This is a genomic window from Streptomyces sp. NBC_00247 (assembly GCF_036188265.1).
GTDB lineage: Bacteria > Actinomycetota > Actinomycetes > Streptomycetales > Streptomycetaceae > Streptomyces.
This window is the reverse complement of sequence record NZ_CP108093.1, coordinates 1,491,644-1,510,371: the sequence shown is the minus strand read 5'-3', so window position 1 is coordinate 1,510,371 and position 18,728 is coordinate 1,491,644. Positions and strand designations below refer to the sequence as shown.

General features: G+C 70.0%; 13 protein-coding genes. 9 read left to right on the top strand and 4 right to left on the bottom strand.

The features are described from left to right. Positions 1–124 precede the first annotated feature (124 nt). The 5 genes from OHT52_RS05955 to OHT52_RS05935 all read left to right on the top strand — a co-directional run bounded on the left by OHT52_RS05955 (position 125) and on the right by OHT52_RS05935 (position 4,421). Positions 125–565, top strand: coding sequence for a hypothetical protein (locus OHT52_RS05955; RefSeq protein ID WP_328719086.1), 441 nt, complete (start codon positions 125–127; stop codon positions 563–565). Then, complete coding sequence (locus OHT52_RS05950) at positions 562–2,250, top strand: hypothetical protein (protein WP_328719085.1); 1,689 nt, start codon at positions 562–564, stop codon at positions 2,248–2,250. Before OHT52_RS05955 ends, OHT52_RS05950 begins: the two co-directional genes overlap by 4 nt. Before the next feature lie 25 nt (positions 2,251–2,275). Then, entirely contained in the window at positions 2,276–3,571 is a 1,296-nt protein-coding gene (locus OHT52_RS05945; protein ID WP_328719084.1) for a S8 family serine peptidase, read from the top strand. A 131-nt stretch (positions 3,572–3,702) separates the two neighbouring features. Next, entirely contained in the window at positions 3,703–4,062 is a 360-nt protein-coding gene (locus OHT52_RS05940; RefSeq protein WP_328719083.1) for a WXG100 family type VII secretion target, read from the top strand. Between the two features lie 62 nt (positions 4,063–4,124). Next, on the top strand, positions 4,125–4,421 hold the full coding sequence (locus OHT52_RS05935) for a WXG100 family type VII secretion target (protein ID WP_328719082.1): 297 nt from the start codon (positions 4,125–4,127) through the stop codon (positions 4,419–4,421). A 179-nt stretch (positions 4,422–4,600) separates the two neighbouring features. On the opposite strand, the gene OHT52_RS05930 is transcribed toward OHT52_RS05935, so the two are convergent. The 4 genes from OHT52_RS05930 to eccCa all read right to left on the bottom strand — a co-directional run bounded on the left by OHT52_RS05930 (position 4,601) and on the right by eccCa (position 12,497). Further along, positions 4,601–5,341, bottom strand: coding sequence for a hypothetical protein (locus OHT52_RS05930; RefSeq protein WP_328719080.1), 741 nt, complete (start codon positions 5,339–5,341; stop codon positions 4,601–4,603). Positions 5,342–5,351: 10 nt separating this feature from the next. Continuing rightward, entirely contained in the window at positions 5,352–7,343 is a 1,992-nt protein-coding gene (locus OHT52_RS05925; RefSeq protein ID WP_328719079.1) for a DUF6571 family protein, read from the bottom strand. Next, positions 7,340–7,702, bottom strand: coding sequence for a hypothetical protein (locus OHT52_RS05920; protein ID WP_328719078.1), 363 nt, complete (start codon positions 7,700–7,702; stop codon positions 7,340–7,342). The genes OHT52_RS05925 and OHT52_RS05920 overlap by 4 nt, the downstream gene beginning before the upstream one ends. A gap of 823 nt (positions 7,703–8,525) precedes the next feature. Continuing rightward, complete coding sequence (gene eccCa, locus OHT52_RS05915) at positions 8,526–12,497, bottom strand: type VII secretion protein EccCa (protein ID WP_328719077.1); 3,972 nt, start codon at positions 12,495–12,497, stop codon at positions 8,526–8,528. Positions 12,498–12,760: 263 nt separating this feature from the next. Between eccCa and eccD the strand changes: the two genes are divergently transcribed. The 4 genes from eccD (at position 12,761) to OHT52_RS05895 (ending at position 18,676) form a co-directional block, all read left to right on the top strand. Beyond that, positions 12,761–14,269, top strand: a complete 1,509-nt coding sequence (eccD, locus tag OHT52_RS05910) for a type VII secretion integral membrane protein EccD (RefSeq protein WP_328719076.1) — start codon at positions 12,761–12,763, stop codon at positions 14,267–14,269. A 217-nt stretch (positions 14,270–14,486) separates the two neighbouring features. After that, positions 14,487–14,777: a 30S ribosomal protein S15 gene (gene rpsO, locus OHT52_RS05905; protein ID WP_003965855.1), complete on the top strand. Its 291-nt coding sequence runs from the start codon at positions 14,487–14,489 to the stop codon at positions 14,775–14,777. Positions 14,778–15,089: 312 nt separating this feature from the next. Then, a complete protein-coding gene (locus OHT52_RS05900; protein ID WP_328723631.1) occupies positions 15,090–17,300 on the top strand; it encodes a polyribonucleotide nucleotidyltransferase in 2,211 nt (736 codons plus the stop codon). Further along, positions 17,297–18,676, top strand: coding sequence for a M16 family metallopeptidase (locus OHT52_RS05895; protein WP_328719075.1), 1,380 nt, complete (start codon positions 17,297–17,299; stop codon positions 18,674–18,676). The genes OHT52_RS05900 and OHT52_RS05895 overlap by 4 nt, the downstream gene beginning before the upstream one ends. Positions 18,677–18,728: the final 52 nt, after the last annotated feature.

Sequence of the window (18,728 nt, the reverse complement as noted above, 5' to 3'; positions counted from 1 at the left end):
ACAGTTGGACCCGTATAGGGCTGTGGATAGAGTATGGGGTGCGTGACGACCGTGGGGTGTCCCGGTGCGATCGCAACGCAGGACGGTTTGTGCAAACGAGAACAACGGGGGAAAGGCAGTCACCGTGCTCGCAGACGACGGAGGAAGCTCCAGCGGCGGAACGGCCGACCTTGAACATGGTGTCGGCGCGCTGGAGCGGTTCAAGAAGAGAGTGGACGTACTCCTGGCCGACCTCGAGAGCTCGGCGGCGGGTCGCACCAAGATCGGTGCCCACGAGATCTCGCGCACCTCGTTCAGTGGCCACAACGCGGGCTTCCACGAGGCGGACGCCCTGTACTCCCAGTACACCCGCGTCCACGAGTCGCTCACCTCGCTCTCCAAGACGCTCGGCGACCAGATCGAATACCTCAGCCTCGGTGTGCACGCCGCCGCTGTCGGCATGGACAACACCGAGGACGAGGTGCGGCGCCGGTTCTACGTGGTCAAGGGGCGCCTCGACAAGGAGCACGAGCAGAACGCCAAGAACCAGGACACCACGGTCGACTCAGGGTGGGCAGCCGAATGACCGAGAACCAGCCGGAGCTGACCCCGGCCGAGCAGCGGACGTACGACCACGGCCGGGTCACGGCGCAGATCGCCGGTACGGACATCACCGAGCGGGTCCGCGAGGTGGCCGGCTCCTTCTTCGGCGGCTCGGGCCGCCCGGCCGGCCGCACGTCCTTCGAGGGCCACGACCTCAACGCGATGATCGACCTGGTCGAGAACTCCAACCCGGCCGACCTGGAGGCCGCCGGACAGGCGCTCTACAAGGCGCGGGACGCGATCAGGGAAGCGGCGAAGGAACTGGGCGACCACATCGCCGTCGTGGACTGGAAGGGCGAGGCCAACATCGCCTTCCGTGACTGGGGAGCGGGCCTGGTGGCCCATGCGACCCGGCTCAGCGAGTTCGCGGACTCGGCCGCCACCCAGATCACCGTCGCCGGTACCGGGCTGGCCTCGGTCAAGAGCTCTCTGCCCCCACGCGACAGCCGGGCGATCCGCAAGGACGTCAAGGACATCCCCGCCCCGGAGCGCATCGAGGCCAATCCGGAGTACACGGCCGCCGTCAGGGTCGAGGAGCACCGGCAGGAGGCCATCAACCAGGCGAACCGGCTGGCCTCCTACTACTCCGTCACCTCGGAGGTGCTGGCCACGCAGGAGGCGCCGCGGTTCGACATGCAGCTGTCGGTGGACATGCCGCGCCCCGGTTCCGACCACGTGAACGTGGGTGGCCGTATCGACTCCTCGGGGCAGACGGGTGGCAGCCTCGGTGGGCACTCCACCGGTTCCGGCACGGTGAGGTCGGTGACCGGGGAGGTGAGCAGCCCGCAGGCGCACCACACCGCCGACGAACTGGTCACCACCACCAAGCCCGTCCTGGACAGCGACACACACACCGAAATCGACAGCGTCACCGCGCCGACGACGCTCCCGCCCACGGCGCAGAGCCCGTCGCCCGCGCCCACCGCCACGGGCGGGACCCCGGGGCCCGGAAGCACGCTGTTCCCGTCGACCGGTCCACTCGGCGGCGGTGGGGTGCGGGGCGGCAACGTGAAGCCTGCATCCGGCACCACCGGGACCGCGAGGGGCGCCGCCCGGACCGGGCTTCCGGGCGGAAACAACTCGGCGACCCAGCGAACGGCGACCGGGAACTCTGGGCGGACGACCGGTGGTTCCCAGGCTCTCGGGCGTTCCGCCGGAACCGGAGGCACATCGTCGGCCTCCGGCCGGTCCGGCGTGAGCGGCGGCCGTCCGGTGGCGGGACAGAGCGGTTCGAGCACGGGCTCCACACCCCGGGCCGGACGCGGTGGCATCAGCGGCGGGACGCCCCAGCAGAAGGGCTCCGCCTCGGGCACCTCGGGCGCTCGTGCGGGCGGGCGCGGCACCGTGATCGGCGGCCAGAACACCGGTCAGGGCGGGGCTTCCGCCAGGAGCGCCGGTCAGCGCGGCGTCATCGGCAACGGTTCTTCCGGGACCCGGCCGACCGGCAGGGGCACTCCGGGTTCGAACGGTGTCGTCGGCACTCCGCGCGGCCGTTCGGGAGGCAAGGGCTTCACCTCGGGAGGAGCGGGCCTGGTGCGCCCCGGGGGGCGGCAGGAACGCGAGGAAGAGGAAGAGAACAACGCGTCGACGCGGCCCGACTACCTGACGGAAGACGAAGAGACCTGGACAGCCGGACGGCCCGAGGCCGCACCACCGGTGATCGAGTAGGCACGTGGAAGGTTCGGAAGTCAGGATGACCGCAGAGATGAGCCATGCCCCGACGCGCCGCAGATCCCGGGGAGCAAGCCGCCGACTGATCGGCGCACTTGCCGCGACCGCCGCCTGGAGTGCCTGCTTCGCCGGGCTGGCTCCGTCCGCCGTGGCCGAGGACGTGCAGGCGAGACAGTGGTACCTCGACGCCATGCAGGCCGAGGAGATGTGGAAGGTCTCCACGGGCAAGGGCATCACGGTCGCGGTCATCGACACCGGCGTGAATCCGGACACACCGTCACTGAGTGGTCAGGTCCTCAAGGGCCTGGACGCCACCGAGGCGGACGGCGACGAGAACGACGACTACAAGGGTCATGGCACCACGATGGCCGAGCTCATCGCCGGGACGGGCAACGGAGGCGGCCTGAAGGGGCTCGCGCCGGACGCGAAGATCATTCCGTACCGCATCGCCAACACGGACTTCCAGCACAGCAACAAGCACGTCAACGCACGCGACAGCGCGGACGCCATCAGGGCTGCCGCCGACAGCGACGCCCGGATCATCAACATGTCCTTCGGCAGCGATTTCTCGATGGACGCGGAGCGCGAGGCGGCGGAGTACGCGCTGTCGAAGGGAAAGCTGTTCTTCGCTGCCGCGGGCAACGACGGTGACGGGGCCAACGCGGTGCAGTATCCGGCGGCGTACGAGGAAGTCGTCGCAGTCTCCTCGGCGGACAGCAAGGGGACGGTGGCCAAGACGTCCCAGCACGGTGGTTTCGTGGACGTCGCCTCGCCGGGAGCCGACGTTCCCGTCTGGTGCGACAACACGTTCCAGTCGTACTGCGACGGTAACGGAACCAGCGCGGCCACCGCCATCGCCTCCGCCTCCGCCGCCCTCGTCTGGTCCGCCCACCCCGACTGGACGGCGAGCCAGGTCCTCCGGGTCCTCTTCGACACGGCCGCCAGGGACTGGCCCGACGACGAGACCAGCGCCTACCTCGGGCACGGTCTGATCCGCCCGTCGATGAACCTCCTCAAGCACAAGGGCGACCCCGGCGATCCGGACGTCAGCCCGCTCACCGGGAAGAGCACGAGCGCGTCGGGCTCCGGCTCCACCGCCTCGGCTGCCCCCTCGGGCTCGGCCTCCCCGTCCGCCTCTGCTTCAGCTTCGTCACAGCCTTCGCAGGGGAAATCCGGCGACGCCACGGTTGTGGCAGGCTCCAGCGAGTCCGAGGACAGCGGCAACAACCTCGGCCTGATCGCCTGCGGAGTGGTGGTCGTGGTCGTTCTCGGCGGGGGCGCCCTCTACTACCTCCGCAGGCGCCGCAGCACCGTCTGACCGTGCGACCGGCCGGAGCGGCCCGACCGGCGACGGCCACGGCCGACGGCGGTGCGCGCGGCCGGTTCACCCATGAACTTCCGGCGAGAACCTGCCGGTCCGTAGAGAGAACCCGAAAGGAAACCAGGTCCATGGCAGATCAGAAGGTCACAGAACACAGTCTCCTTCAGCTGGAGAACGAACTCTCGACGCGGTTCGACTCCGTCAAGGGGCAGCTGAAGACGCTCCAGGCGACGATCGACAGCCTGGAAGGCGCCTGGAAGGGCATCGGCGCCAACGCCTTCAACGACAAGCAGCGCCAGATCAACGACAGCATGGTGTCGATCGGCATCCGGCTGCAGAACTTCCAGGAGGCCATCAAGGCCGCCCGCACCATCTCCGGCAACACCGAGGACGAGGTCGGCGCCGCCCTCCGGGGTATCGACGTGGTGCCGGGTTACACGGGCGACTCGGGCGCTTCCGCGCCCACGTCGAGCCTCAACAGCTTCTGACCCACGCGGCTGCCCGCGCTTCGCGGCAGTCGTCTCGCAACCACCCCGAATCGGAGGACCACATGACGACCAACGACGGTACGACCGTTGTCACATATTCCAGCCTGGAAGGTGCCGCTGCTTCCATCGAGCGGCAGGGCAAGCAGCTCGACGAGGACCTCGCCGCGATCAAGCGCCGTGTCGCCTCCGTCGCCGAGCTGTGGCAGGGCGAGGCCAAGGGCGCGTACGACACCGCCCAGGCCGGGTGGGACAAGGACGCCCGGTCGGTCCACGACTCCCTGCTGCAGATCACCCGCGCCGTGCGCGAGGCCGCGTCCGCGTACCAGGCGGGCGACAAGAAGGCCGCGCAGAACTTCTAGCTTTTTCTGCCCTGGGTATGACAGCGGCGGCTACGCAAGACAGGTGTGGGCACGCGCGGGAGGTGCCCACACGCGACCGCTCAGCCCGCCCCGGCCGTACATACCGGGACGGCGTCCGGGAACGAATGATGGCGCCCCCTCCGACCGGAGGGGGCGCCATCATTCGTTCCCGGTGTGCTTCAGCCCTTCGGCAGGGGAGTCGGAGCGTCCAGAGTCTCCGGCAGGGAACTCTCCGCGAGACAGCCCACCTCCCGCGCCACCGCGAGCGCCGCACCGTGGGCGGCCTTGAGCAGCAGCCCGGGCCTCACCGGCTCTTCGTCGGGTGTGACCGATCCGTGCGAAGTGCGCAACTCCACGTCGAGTGCGACGCCCGGTGCGGCGCCGCCGCCGACGGGGCAATGGAGGGACACCGCACCCCAGGTCTGCGACGCGGTCGCGTAGGGCGCGGTGCTGCTGTGCACTCCGTGGGCCGTGAGGTCGTACACGGAACTGATCGCGGTGCTGTGCCAGGTACGGTCGCCCGCCTTGATCCGCGTCCAGCGGGTGGACACCTGGAAATCGCCTCGGCCACCCGGGTTGCCGGGTTCCGCCAGACACAGGTAGAGCCGTTCGCCGCTGCCGGTCGCCGGCAGCCCCGAATTCCGCAGCTTCTGGGCCGCGTCGGCGACCGACCGGACCTCTGTCGGACCGGATCCGGGTGACTCGGTGAAGCGCGCGGACTTGGTCAGCTGTTCCAGCGCGGCCCCTCCGTCCGCTCTGAGGAGACCTGAGCAGACCTGCCGGCCGGTCTCTCCGGGAGCCACCGGCCGTGAGGCCGAGGGTGTGCCGGGACCGTCCGACGAACCCGAGCAGCCGCCGAGTACCGCCGCCGACATCACCACGGCGAGAGGCGGGGCCGCTTTCCTCAGGATGGATTTCATGTGCCCGACCTCACGTGGTGGGGAGCTGACCGACATTTTCCTGTTGCTGACTGCCGCTGTTGTAGCCGAGTTGCTGGGCCCGTGTGAGGGCGTCGCTCAGTTTCCGGTAGTTTTCGCCGTCCCAGGCGCTCGACGCGTCGGCCTCCTGCAGGACTGCGTGCCCGGGCCTCCAGGAGGCTGCGAAGCCGCTCGCGTACACCTCGTTCCCCTCCGCGTGGTACTTCTCCGAGTTGTCCCGATGGTGCGCCTCCGCGTACTCGTCGAGGTTCTTCTCGATGAGGCCGCCCACGACTCCCTCGGTCTGGTCCCCCACGATCGGGACCACGGTCGCGGCCATCCCGGTCGTCGCTTCGGGGGTGAGCGAGAAGAGGCCGCCCGTGACCGCGCCCGCGATCATCTTGTCCCGCTCGATACGGGCGTCGACCGCGTCGTTGTACTTCTTGTCCGCCTCCACTCCGCCGGCCTTGATCTCCTCCGCCCGCGACCGGTCCAGAACGCCCTGGACCTCGGCGCCGTTGCGCAGGACCGTCTCGGCCTCGCTGGACGAGACGTCGCCGTCCGCCTCGATCGTGGGCGGGTGCTCGTGGAGCAGCGACGTGGTGTACACCTGCTGGGCGGTACCCAACGACGCGTAGGCGTCGGGATCCTGGCCGAGGGTGCTGATGAACTTGGTGAGGCCGAGCTCGCTGTTGTCGAAGTGGGCCCGCTCGGCCGACGAGGTGCGCCCGCCGTCATCCAACGCGTACACCGACTTCTCGGCGTTTCCGTCCATGGCCCAGTTGATGTCGTCGATGTAGGCGGCGCCGATACTGCCCAGACTGTCGCCGATCCCCTCCTGCTCGGCCAGGAGCTGCGCACCGCTGAGGCCGGTCTGCTTGTCGCCCTTGTACTCGGCGTCCTGCCCGTAGCGCTCCACGACCCGCTGCGCGACGGCGGCGGTCTCGCTGTCGCGGTGCAGCTGCGGCGGGTCGGCGTCGTAGGGGGCGCCCTTGGTCGCCGACTCCAGGGCGTGTCCCAGCGAGTCGTATCCAGCGATGGTCTTGGCGTCGGTCTTCGCGTGATCCTCGAACCACTCACGGTCCTCGGTGAGGTAGTCGAAGTGGGTTCCCTCGTTGAAGAAGTCCGTGGAGGCCTCGGCGTTGTGCCCCAGGGCTTCCATGAAGCCGGTCATCGGGTCGGAACCGGCGTCGTTCCCCGCCCCGTAGTGAAGCCGCTCGAAGGCGCCGGAGTGGTTCCACGGGAGGACGTTCTCGCGCGTGGTCCGCCTCTGGAGGCCGCCGACCTCGTCGGAGGTGTTCTCCCTCTCGAACGCGATCAGGCTGTCCCCGTAGCTCTTCAGGAAGTTGTCCTCGTACGCGCCGTTCCGCATCAGGTTGCTCATCACCTGGTACCCGTAGACGCGGTCCTGCCCGGGGGTGCCGACATCCTTTCCGCCCGCCACCAGGAGATCCCTCTGCCACTGCGCCATGTCGTCGCTGCCCGAGTGCGTGGCCGTCGCCAGGGTGGTGCCGAGGCTCGACTCCAGCCCGCCGAGCAGTCTCATCCGGGTCCGCATCTCCTCCGAGAGGCCGCTCCCGGAGCGGGGGTGCACGTAGAACTGCTGGTCGTCGGCGAGACCGGCGTAGAGCGAGAGAGTCTTCTCAGGTCCGAGGTCGGTCGCGAAGCGCTCGGCGAACAGCGGATCGTCCTTGTTCTCCTTCATCAGCGCGATGAGCCGCGTGAGTTCCGTGTTCGACATGCCGGAGCCCTTGGAGTAGAGCGCGGCAGCCTCCTTGGCGTCCTTGAGGGCGTTGGCGGCGGAGTCACGGTCCTGGTAACCGGCGTCGGAGAAGCCGTACTTCGCCTGGTCCACGAGGAGTCGAAGCGTCTCGTCGGCGGTGGCGTCGCTCTGGGTGGCCTTCGTCAGGATGGACTGGACCTCGTCGCGCAGCAGATCCACGTCCTGCCGGCTGTGCTCGGGCACCTTGGTCCCGGCGGCGGCGCGGTCCGGGTGGATGTTCATGTCGACGGGAACGTGCCTTTTCCGGTGTCCCTGACCGTGAGGTTCTTCGCCACCCCGCGCTCGATCGCGGCGACGAGCTGTCCCCGGTAGGAGACGAGCTCATCGCGGGTGTCACCGAGGATGGCGGCGATGCTGCTCGCCTGGGTGTGCGCGTCGGTGAACTCCGCGGCGGTCTTCGTGACGAAGTCCCGGGTGACGTTGGCGTTGAGGCCGGCCCAGTCGGCCTTCACCGCCGTTGCCTTCAGACCGTCTTGGGCCTCGTCCTGGAGTGCCTTCAGGTTCTTGACCTGCCGTTCCCAGTCCGAGACGGCCGAGTCGAGCGCGGAGAAGTTGCCGAAACGCAGTGCGTCGAGATCCATCAGCGCTCCACCCGTCGGCCGGATATCACGTCGGGCCGGGAGACCGGGCCGGCCGCGCGGACGCGGATCTCGCACCTGGCGGGCGCACACCCGGCATACGAGCTCCCGGCGTACGAGGCCCTGTTACGGGCGAGGAGGTCCGGCATTCGGGCGTGGACGTCTTCTGGGCGCCACGGTCCCTCACACCTCCGGAACGCCGAATTCCCCCTGGCCGGCCGACCGTCCCGACCAACCCGGAGATCACCTCGCGGGTCTTCTCCGCGGTTTCCGCGCTCCCGTGTCGGGTGTTTCCTTCGCGCGTCCGAAAAACGCCGGTCGGCCACACCCGAATTCCATGGTTCCCACTCGTGCCACGCCATTTCTCGCCGGGTACCTTCCCGTCGCTCTCCGCGCGCAGGGGGGCGCGGGAGACCCTGGTGAACATCGTCCGGACCTGTCGCGCATGATGGCGCCGCGGGAACGCCGTGCACGACGGCGTGCGGACCGCGTGCCCGGCACATCGTCCCGCGCGTCCCCGGTCCGTGGCACTCCGCAGGACGGCCGCCGCCCGTCCGCCCGGGGAGCGGAGGGGCGAATGTTCGCGCGTACAGATGTGTTCGGTCGTACGAATCCCGAGCGTACGGCGGCGGAGTGAATTCGTGGGTGGTAATGCGCCACGCCGCGGAGGAATGGCGGAAATCGCCGACAGGGGGTCCGGTCTGTTCCCGGGAATTGTGGACGACCGGAATCACGCGTTCGGGAAAAGGACGTCCTCGTAGAGCGGGACCGGGCCGGGCGCCCCGAAAGGGGACCCGGCCCGGCACCACGCGGTACTGCTCGGGGCCTACCGCTCCCCCTCCACCAGCCCCGTCTGCACCAGCGGGTTGCCCCGGCGGCGGGAGACGAACACGCCCCGGCCCGCGGGCATCGGACGCGGGCGGACGTTGCCCATGATGTCGCCCTCGTTCGGGTCGCCGGACAGCAGCAGCCCCTGGGCGCCCAGCTCGGTCATCCGCTGGATGAACGGCTCGTACGCGGCCCGTCCCGCGCCCGCGGAGTTACGGGCGATGACGAAGCGCACGCCCACGTCCCGTGCGAACGGCAGCAGTTCGGTCAGCCTGCCCAGCGGGTTGCCGCTCGACGTGGAGACCAGGTCGTAGTCGTCGACGACCACGTACACCGTCGGGCCCCGCCACCAGCTGCGGTCCCGCAACTCCTGCGCGGTGACCGTCGCCGACGGGGTGCGCCGCTGCATGAGGTCGTACAGCGCCTCCATGTGGTGCTCCATGTTGTTGGACATGGGCACGTACTCCGCCAGGTGGGACGGAGGGGTGACGTCCAGCAGGGAGCGCCGGTTGTCGATGACGAAGAGCTTGCAGGCGTTGCCGTCGTAGCGCTCCGTCAGCTGCTTGATGAGCAGGCGCAGCAGGTTGGACTTGCCGGACTCGCTCTCCCCGAACACCATCAGGAACGGGTCGTGCTCGAAGTCGAGGAAGACCGGTTCCAGGTTGTTCTCGTCGATGCCGAACGCGATGCCGCGCTCCGGGTGCGCGTCACCCGGCGGCAGTGCCGAAGCGGGCAGCTCGCGCGGCAGGAGACGTACGGCCGGCGCCGGGGACGCCGTCCAGTGGCGGGCGACCTCCTGGTTCATCGCGGCGGTCGCCTCGGAGAGGTCGCTGTCGGAGTTGATGCTGTCGATGCGCGGCACTGCCGCCATGAAGTGCAGCTTCTCCGGTGTCAGACCCCGGCCCGGCACCCCGGCGGGCACGTTGACGGCCGACTTGCGGTCCAGCTCGGAGTCCATGACGTCACCGAGCCGCAGCTCCAGCCGGTTCATCAGGTGGTCCTTGAGGTTGGCGCGCACCTCCATGGACCGCGAGGCGGTGACGACCAGGTGGATGCCGTACCCGAGACCGCGTCCCGCGATGTCGAGGACGGCCGGCTCCAGGCCCTCGTAGTCGGTACGGAAGTTGCCCCAGCCGTCGATGATCAGGAAGACGTCGCCCCACGGCTGGTCCTCCACGGACACCTGGCCGCGCTCGCGCATCCTGCGGAAGGTGGCGATCGAGTCGATCCCCGCGCTGCGGAAGTACTCCTCACGCCGGGTCAGGATGCCGTACACCTCGGAGACCGTACGCCGCACCCGCTCGGGGTCCAGACGCGACGCGACCCCGCCGACGTGCGGGAGACCGCTGACCGACGCCAGACCGCCGCCGCCGAAGTCCAGTCCGTAGAACTGCACCTCGTGCGGGGTGTGGGTGAGCGCGAAGCCCGCGACGAGGGTCCGGAGCAGCGTCGACTTGCCCGACTGCGGACCACCGGTGATCTGCATGTGCCCGGCGGCACCGGAGAAGTCCCGGTACAGCGTGTCGCGGCGCTGCTCGAACGGCTTGTCGACCACGCCGAGCGGGACGACCAGGCGCCCCGCGCCCTCGAACCCCGGCTGGGTCAGGCCGCGTCCCTGCACCGGCGCGAGGCCGGGCAGCAGCTCGTCCAGCGAGGGCGGATTGTCCAGCGGCGGCAGCCACACCTGGTGTGCCGAGGCGCCGCGCCCCTCCAGCCGGCGCACGATCACGTCCAGCACGGTGTCCGCGAGCGCGTCGTCCTCGGACTTGCGGGCCTCCGGCACGTCCAGCCGCTGCGCCGGCTCCACGTAGCGCACCGGAACCGGCGCCGCCGTGAAAGCGACCGGCCGGCGGTCCACCGGTAGCGGCCCGCCGGGCATCGACGCCCGCTCCGCGCCCGTGCGGTAGACCCCGGAGACGTACGCCGCCTTGAACCGGACCATCTCGTCGGTGCCGTACTTCAGGTAGCCGGAACCCGGCACGTTCGGCAGGTGGTAGGCGTCCGGCACACCGAGCGCCGCGCGGGACTCGCCCGCGGAGAAGGTCCGCAGACCGATCCGGTACGACAGGTACGTCTCCAGCCCGCGCAGCCGGCCCTCCTCCAGGCGCTGCGAGGCCAGCAGCAGGTGCACGCCGAGCGAACGGCCGATACGGCCGATCTGCACGAACATCTCGATGAAGTCCGGCTTCGCGGTGAGCAGTTCGCTGAACTCGTCGATCACCAGCACCAGCGAGGGGATCGGCAGCAGCGGGGCACCCGCGGCGCGCGCCTTCTCGTAGTCGTGGATGTTGGCGTAGTTGCCGGCGTCGCGGAGCATCTCCTGGCGCCGGTTCAGCTCACCGCGGATGGAGTCGCCCATGCGGTCCACCAGCGTCAGATCGTCCGCGAGGTTGGTGATCACGGCGGCGACGTGCGGCATCTGCGCCATGCCCGCGAAGGTGGCACCGCCCTTGAAGTCGGCGAGGACGAAGTTCAGCGTCTCCGACGAATGCGTGACGGCGAGCCCCAGCACCAGCGTGCGCAGCAGCTCCGACTTGCCGGAACCCGTCGCGCCCACGCACAGGCCGTGCGGGCCCATGCCCTCCTGCGCGGCCTCCTTGAGGTCGAGCATGACCGGGGTGCCGTCCTCGCCGACACCGATCGGGACGCGCAGCCGCTCCGCCTGCGAGCGGGGACGCCAGGTCCGGGAGACGTCCACCGAGGAGGCGTCCCCGAGATTCAGCAGATCGGTGAACTCCAGGTTGGCCAGCAGCGGTTCGTCGTCGTCCCCGCCGGCCGCCACGTTCAGCGGGGCCAGCTGGCGGGCCAGCGCCTCCGCGGCCTCGTAACTCAGCAGATCCGGCAGGCCCTCGTAGACCAGCCCGTGGCCCGACTCCAGCTGGAGCGTCTGCGGATGGACCACCACGGACAGCCCGCCGCGGGCACCGGTCACCTCACCCGGTACGACCTCGATGACGGTGACACCCTGCACGCCCTCCGGGGAGGCCAGCACCGACATCGGCGGAACCGACTCCCCGTCGAGCACCACCACGATGTGCGGCTGGTCCATCAACGGCTGCCCGCCGGCCTGGAAGCGGGGGCGGCCGCCGAGACGGCTCCCGAGCAGCTCCTCCAGCTCGGAGCAGCTCGTCGAGATGAGCCGACGGCTGCCCGCCCCGTCCGTGGAGCCGGGCAGCTGGACGTGCGGGAGCCACTTCGCCCACTCCCAGTGCGGCGACGACTGCCGGTCCGCCGCGATCGCCACGACCAGGTCCTCGGGGGAGTGCAGCGAGGCGAGCGAACCGATCAGCGCGCGGGCCGAGGAGCGCACGGAGTCCGCGTCACCGCTGACCGTCACGTGGTAGAAGGCGCGGAGCGAGACGGCCATCGGCAGCCCGTCCAGCGACGAGTGGGTGTGGAGGAACTGCTGCATCGCCCCGGCGGTCAGCGGCTCCAGCTCGTCCACCGGCGCGGTCTGCGGCGGAACGAGCGGCGTGGCCAGCTCCTGGATGCCCAGGCCGATGCGGACCTGCCCGAAGTCGACGTCGGCGACCCGGCGCTCCCAGACCCTGCTGCCCTCGGCGACCAGCGCCCACAGCTGCTCGGGGGACGGGTGCAGATAGAACTGGGCGTCCCGCTGGAGGCGTGCCGTGCGCAGCACCTCGCGGCGGGTCTGCGTCAGGTACTTCAGGTAGTCGCGCCGCATGTCGGCGAGCTGCCCCTGCGTGCCGCGCCGGTGACGGACCAGCATCGAGATCGCCATGGCGACCGTCGACGCGATCATCACCATGCCCATGATCCGCATGATCGGGTTCGGCGTCATGAAGAAGAAGACCACCGACCCGCCCATGCCGAGCATCGGCAGCAACTGCATCATCGCGCCCTCCTGCTGCCCACGCGGCAGCTCCGGAGGAGATTGCAACTGCACCTCCGCATCCGGCACTTCGGAGGGCAGCGCGCGCGGAGGGCGCTTGACGACGATGTGGCTCACGGCTCACCAATTCCCTTGCCGGACAGATCTGTTCCTCTCGACGCCCCCGTGGCGACGGGCTCCGCCCGGGCAAAGATCCTACTGACGGAGCGGCCGGGCGGAGAGCGGTAGGGTAGCGCGACGCGTGTACGCACCCGCGAACTACCGCCAAAAAACCGGGCATTCGGGACGGGCTGCGAGGGCACGCGGAGAGACACGGCGACGAGGTCTCGGCCGGGAGAAGGCTCCCGGCGGAGGCGGATGGCAATGAGGGGGAGCGACAGGTGACCACGACGGCCCGAGCGGCGACCACCGGACCCGGCCGAACCGGCCCCGGGGTTCCGGCCGGCAACGGAACCGGATTCTGCAGGGTGACCGTCGTCGCGCCCGACAGCCGCGTCGACGTCGCCCTGCCCGAGGACGTCCCCCTCGCCGACCTCTACCCCGAGGTCCTCCGCCTCTCCGGGCAGAGTCCCGCAGAGGGAGCGCCCGTCGGCTACCACCTCGTACGCCGCGACGGCACCGTGCTCGACAGCGGACGCACCCTCGCCGCCCAGCGCATCCTCGACGGCGAGCTGCTCTCGCTCCGCCCGTTCTCCGAATCGCTGCCGCCCGCCGTGTTCGACGACGTCTCCGACGCCGTCGCGTCCGCGGTGGCCCGTGACCGCACCCTCTGGGGCGACGCCCTGATGCGCGGCTCGGGCCTCTTCGGCGGCTCGGTGCTCCTCGCCCTCCTCGGCTTCGTCCTGTGGACCGCCGACCCGCTGCACGACATGCACGGCCTCCCCGGTGTCATCGCCGCGGTCGCCGCCGTCCTGCTGCTCGCCGTCGCCGGAGTGCGCGCCCGGGTGTACGAGGACCGGGGCTCGGCCGTCGCCCTCGGCACAGGCGCCCTCGTCAACGGGGCGGTCGCCGGGTCCGGCCTGCTGCCGCTGGACGCCGGGGAGGGGATCGGCCGCCTCCAGTTCCTGCTGGCCTGCGTCGCCGTCCTCGTCGTCTCGGTGATCCTGGTGATCGTCGCCCCCACCGGCGACGGCCCCTTCGTCGCCTTCGTCTTCGCCTCGGCCGTCGGCGTACTGGTGACCTTCGCCGCGATCCTCACCGACCTGGAGCCCACCGAGACCGCGGCCGTCTGCGCCCCGCTCTCGGTCGGGGCGCTCGGATTCCTGCCGGCCCTCTCCACCCGTTTCGCCCGCCTCCCCATCGGCTTCGAGCCGCCCCGCACCACCAGCGGCGACTACGGAACGGCCGAGCAGGCCCCCCAGGGGCCGGTCGACGCGGTCAGGATCGCCGCGCAGGCCCGGCGCGGCCACGAACTGCTCCTCGGCCTGGCCGGCGGCTGCGCCATGGTGGCGGTCGCCGGCGCGGCCGTCCTCGGGTTCTCGGCGGACGTCTTCGGACAGCTGCTGGCGCTGGCCACCGGCTGCGCCATGCTGATGCGGGCCCACCTCTTCCGCTACACCGCCCAGGTCGCCTGCGCGCTGGCCGCGGGCCTCGGCGCCCTGGTGCTCCTCGGCCTCGGCCTCTGCCTGCGCCCCCCGACGGGCATCATGATCGACGCCCTGCGCGGCGACACCGCGGCGCTCGACATCCGTACGATCTGGCTCACCGCGGCCGTGGCCGCGACCGCCGCGGTGATCACTGCCATAGGGCTCATCGTCCCCCGCAAGGGGGTCACCCCCTTCTGGGGCCGCTTCCTGGAGATCGCCGAGGCCTTCGTCCTGCTCACGCTCCTGCCGCTCTGCCTCGCGGTCTTCGGCGTCTACACCTCGATCCGGTCCCTCACCAGCTGATTCCCCCGCCCCGAGGGGTGCCGCGCCCGCGCGCGAGGACGGCCGGGAAGGGCGCTGCGCGGCGGCTGGTAGTCTGTGCGGTGGCCGTTTGTGTACGCGTCCCCGGTTCCTTTCTGGGGGCAGCGCCCATCGGACCTTCGCCTCCGAGTCACGGAAGCTCCCCTGAGATCCAGACCAGGGGCACTCGTGGGCGCATCGAACACCAAGAGGAGTACGCGTGCCGCTCGACGCCGCTACGAAGAAGCAGATCATGTCCGAGTTCGCCCAGAAGGAGGGTGACACCGGTTCCCCCGAGGTTCAGGTCGCCATGCTCTCCCGCCGGATCTCGGACCTGACGGAGCACCTCAAGACGCACAAGCACGACCACCACTCCCGTCGTGGCCTGCTGATCCTGGTCGGCCAGCGTCGCCGCCTCCTGCAGTACCTGGCCAAGAAGGACATCCAGCGCTTCCGCGCCCTCGTCGACCGCCTCGGCATCCGCCGCGGTGCGGCCGGCGGCGCCAAGTAAGCACGCTGTGAGAGGGAGCGGTGCCCACTTCCCGGGGACCGCTCCCTTTGCCGTACGTGCGCTACCGGGGGCAACCTCAGTAATCTGGACGTACGCACCACCGCACCGTCTCAACGACGCGGTGCGGCACAACTGAACGACACGAGGAGAAGCGCACTCCCGCAGCCGCCGGTCCTCGGTAGTGGCACCCGGGAAAGAACGCCCGGGGGCTTCGATCGAAGACCGGCCCGCACACCAGGTGCGCTTCTCCACGCACCGTCCCCCGCCACACGGGCGCGAGGACGAAAGACGACGAGTATGGAGAAATCACTAGTGGAGAACGAGACCCACTACGCCGAAGCCGTGATCGACAACGGCACCTTCGGCACCCGCACCATCCGCTTCGAGACGGGCCGCCTGGCCAAGCAGGCCGCCGGCTCCGCCGTCGCGTACCTGGACGACGACACCATGGTGCTGTCGGCCACCACCGCTTCCAAGCGGCCCAAGGACCAGCTCGACTTCTTCCCCCTCACGGTGGACGTCGAGGAGCGGCAGTACGCCGCCGGCAAGATCCCCGGCTCCTTCTTCCGCCGCGAGGGACGCCCCTCCGAGGACGCGATCCTCACCTGCCGTCTGATCGACCGGCCGCTGCGCCCCTCCTTCAAGAAGGGCCTGCGCAACGAGATCCAGATCGTCGAGACGATCATGGCGCTCAACCCCGACCACCTGTACGACGTGGTCGCGATCAACGCCGCCTCGGCTTCCACGATCCTGGCGGGCCTGCCCTTCTCCGGTCCCATCGGCGCCACCCGCGTCGCCCTGATCAAGGGCCAGTGGGTCGCGTTCCCGACGCACACCGAGCTCGAGGACGCCGTCTTCGACATGGTCGTCGCGGGCCGTGTCCTGGAGGACGGCGACGTCGCGATCATGATGGTCGAGGCCGAGGCCACCGAGAAGACCGTCCAGCTCGTCAAGGACGGCGCCGAGGCCCCCACCGAGGAGGTCGTGGCAGCCGGTCTGGAGGCCGCGAAGCCCTTCATCAAGGCCCTCTGCAAGGCGCAGTCCGAGCTGGCCGCCAAGGCCGCCAAGCCGGTCGGCGACTTCCCGGTCTTCCTGGACTACCAGGACGACGTCCTGGAGGCCCTCACCAAGGCCGTCTCCACCGAGCTCGCCAAGGCGCTCACCATCGCCGGCAAGCAGGACCGCGAGGCCGAGCTCGACCGCATCAAGGACATCGCGGCCGAGAAGCTCCTCCCGGCCTTCGAGGGCCGCGAGAAGGAGATCTCCGGCGCCTACCGCGCGCTGACCAAGAAGCTGGTCCGCGAGCGCGTCATCAAGGACAAGGTCCGCATCGACGGCCGCGGCGTCACGGACATCCGTACGCTCGCCGCCGAGGTCGAGGCCATCCCGCGCGTGCACGGCTCGGCGCTGTTCGAGCGTGGCGAGACCCAGATCCTGGGCGTCACCACCCTCAACATGCTCCGGATGGAGCAGCAGCTGGACACCCTTTCCCCGGTGACCCGCAAGCGCTACATGCACAACTACAACTTCCCGCCGTACTCGGTCGGCGAGACCGGCCGCGTGGGCTCGCCCAAGCGCCGCGAGATCGGCCACGGCGCCCTCGCCGAGCGCGCCATCGTCCCGGTCCTGCCGTCGCGCGAGGAGTTCCCCTACGCGATCCGCCAGGTCTCCGAGGCGCTGGGCTCCAACGGCTCCACGTCGATGGGCTCGGTCTGCGCCTCGACCATGTCGCTGCTGAACGCCGGTGTGCCCCTCAAGGCCGCCGTCGCCGGTATCGCCATGGGCCTCATCTCCCAGGAGATCGACGGCAAGACCCACTACGTCGCCCTCACCGACATCCTCGGTGCGGAGGACGCCTTCGGCGACATGGACTTCAAGGTCGCCGGCACCAAGCAGTTCGTGACCGCGCTCCAGCTCGACACCAAGCTCGACGGCATCCCCGCCTCGGTCCTGGCCGCCGCGCTGAAGCAGGCCCGTGACGCGCGTCTGCACATCCTGGACGTCATGAACGAGGCCATCGACGTCCCGGACGAGATGTCCCCGAACGCCCCGCGGATCATCACCGTCAAGATCCCGGTGGACAAGATCGGTGAGGTCATCGGCCCCAAGGGCAAGATGATCAACCAGATCCAGGAGGACACCGGCGCCGACATCACGATCGAGGACGACGGCACCATCTACATCGGTGCCCAGCAGGGCTCGCAGGCCGAGGCCGCCCGCGCCACGATCAACGCCATCGCCAACCCGACCATGCCGGAGGTCGGCGAGCGCTACCTGGGTACGGTCGTCAAGACCACCACCTTCGGTGCCTTCGTCTCCCTCATGCCCGGCAAGGACGGCCTGCTGCACATCTCGCAGATCCGCAAGCTCGCCGGTGGCAAGCGCGTGGAGAACGTCGAGGACGTGCTCGGCGTCGGCTCCAAGGTCCAGGTCGAGATCGCCGAGATCGACTCCCGCGGCAAGCTCTCCCTGATCCCGGTCGTCGAGGGTGAAGAAGACGAGAAGGACGACGCCTCCAAGTGACGTCCCGTAGTTCCGTGACGACGGCCCGCGCCTCTTCGAAGGCGCGGGCCGTCGCCCGTACCCAAACGCTTCTCAAGGGCACCAACGGCATCGGCACGGTCCGCCGTACGGTGCTCCCCGGTGGTCTCCGTGTCGTCACCGAGACCCTGCCCTCCGTACGCTCCGCCACCTTCGGGATCTGGGTCAACGTCGGCTCGCGCGACGAGACCCCGACCCTGAACGGCGCGACCCACTACCTCGAACACCTCCTCTTCAAGGGCACCGGCACCCGCAGCGCCCTGGACATCTCCTCCTCGATCGACGCGGTCGGCGGCGAGATGAACGCCTTCACGGCGAAGGAGTACACCTGCTACTACGCGCGGGTCCTCGACACGGACCTGCCGCTCGCGATCGACGTCGTCTGCGACATGCTGACCGGCTCGCTGATCAACGCCGAGGACGTCGACGCCGAGCGCGGAGTCATCCTCGAAGAGATCGCGATGACCGAGGACGACCCGGGCGACTGCGTGCACGACCTGTTCGCGCACACCATGTTCGGCGACACCCCCCTCGGCCGCCCGGTCCTCGGCACCGTCGACACGATCAACGCGCTGGACCGCGGGCAGATCGCCCGCTTCTACAAGAAGCACTACGACCCCACGCACCTGGTCGTCGCCGCCGCCGGCAATGTCGACCACGCCACGGTCGTACGCCAGGTCCGCAAGGCCTTCGACCGGGCCGGGGCGCTCTCGCGCACCGACGCCGAGCCGATGGCCCCCCGCGACGGCTCCCGCCTCCTGCGCACCGCCGGCAAGGTCGAGGTCGTGAACCGCAAGACCGAGCAGGCGCACGTCGTCCTCGGGATGCCGGGCCTCGCCCGTACCGACGAACGCCGCTGGGCGCTGGGCGTGCTCAGCACCGCCCTCGGCGGCGGCATGAGCTCGCGCCTCTTCCAGGAGGTCCGCGAGAAGCGCGGCCTGGCCTACAGCGTGTACTCGTACACCTCGGGCTTCGCCGACTGCGGCCTCTTCGGCGTGTACGCGGGCTGCCGCCCGGGCCAGGTCCACGACGTCCTCAAGATCTGCCGGGACGAGCTCGACAAGGTCGCGGCCGACGGCCTGCCCGACGACGAGATCGCCCGGGCCATCGGGCAGCTCTCCGGGTCCACCGTCCTCGGCCTGGAGGACACCGGCGCCCTGATGAACCGCATCGGCAAGAGCGAGTTGTGCTGGGGCGAGCAGATGTCGGTCGACGCGATGCTGGCGGAGATCGCGGCGGTCACGCCCGACGACGTCCGCGCGGTCGCCGCCGAACTGCTCGGACAGCGCCCCTCGCTCTCGGTCATCGGCCCGCTCAAGGACAAGCAGGCGGACCGCCTCCACCACGCCGTGTCCTGAGCACAGCACGGCAAGGGGCCGTCCTCACGGCCCGTACCCACCCTTCGATCAA

Bases quoted from the DNA above. Each gene is read 5' to 3' on its own strand.
- OHT52_RS05930 (WP_328719080.1), bottom strand. From the start codon at position 5,341: ATGAAATCCATCCTGAGGAAAGCGGCCCCGCCTCTCGCCGTGGTGATG.
- OHT52_RS05945 (WP_328719084.1), top strand. From the start codon at position 2,276: ATGACCGCAGAGATGAGCCATGCCCCGACGCGCCGCAGATCCCGGGGA.
- OHT52_RS05925 (WP_328719079.1), bottom strand. From the start codon at position 7,343: ATGAACATCCACCCGGACCGCGCCGCCGCCGGGACCAAGGTGCCCGAG.
- OHT52_RS05950 (WP_328719085.1), top strand. From the start codon at position 562: ATGACCGAGAACCAGCCGGAGCTGACCCCGGCCGAGCAGCGGACGTAC.
- OHT52_RS05920 (WP_328719078.1), bottom strand. From the start codon at position 7,702: ATGGATCTCGACGCACTGCGTTTCGGCAACTTCTCCGCGCTCGACTCG.
- OHT52_RS05935 (WP_328719082.1), top strand. From the start codon at position 4,125: ATGACGACCAACGACGGTACGACCGTTGTCACATATTCCAGCCTGGAA.
- OHT52_RS05940 (WP_328719083.1), top strand. From the start codon at position 3,703: ATGGCAGATCAGAAGGTCACAGAACACAGTCTCCTTCAGCTGGAGAAC.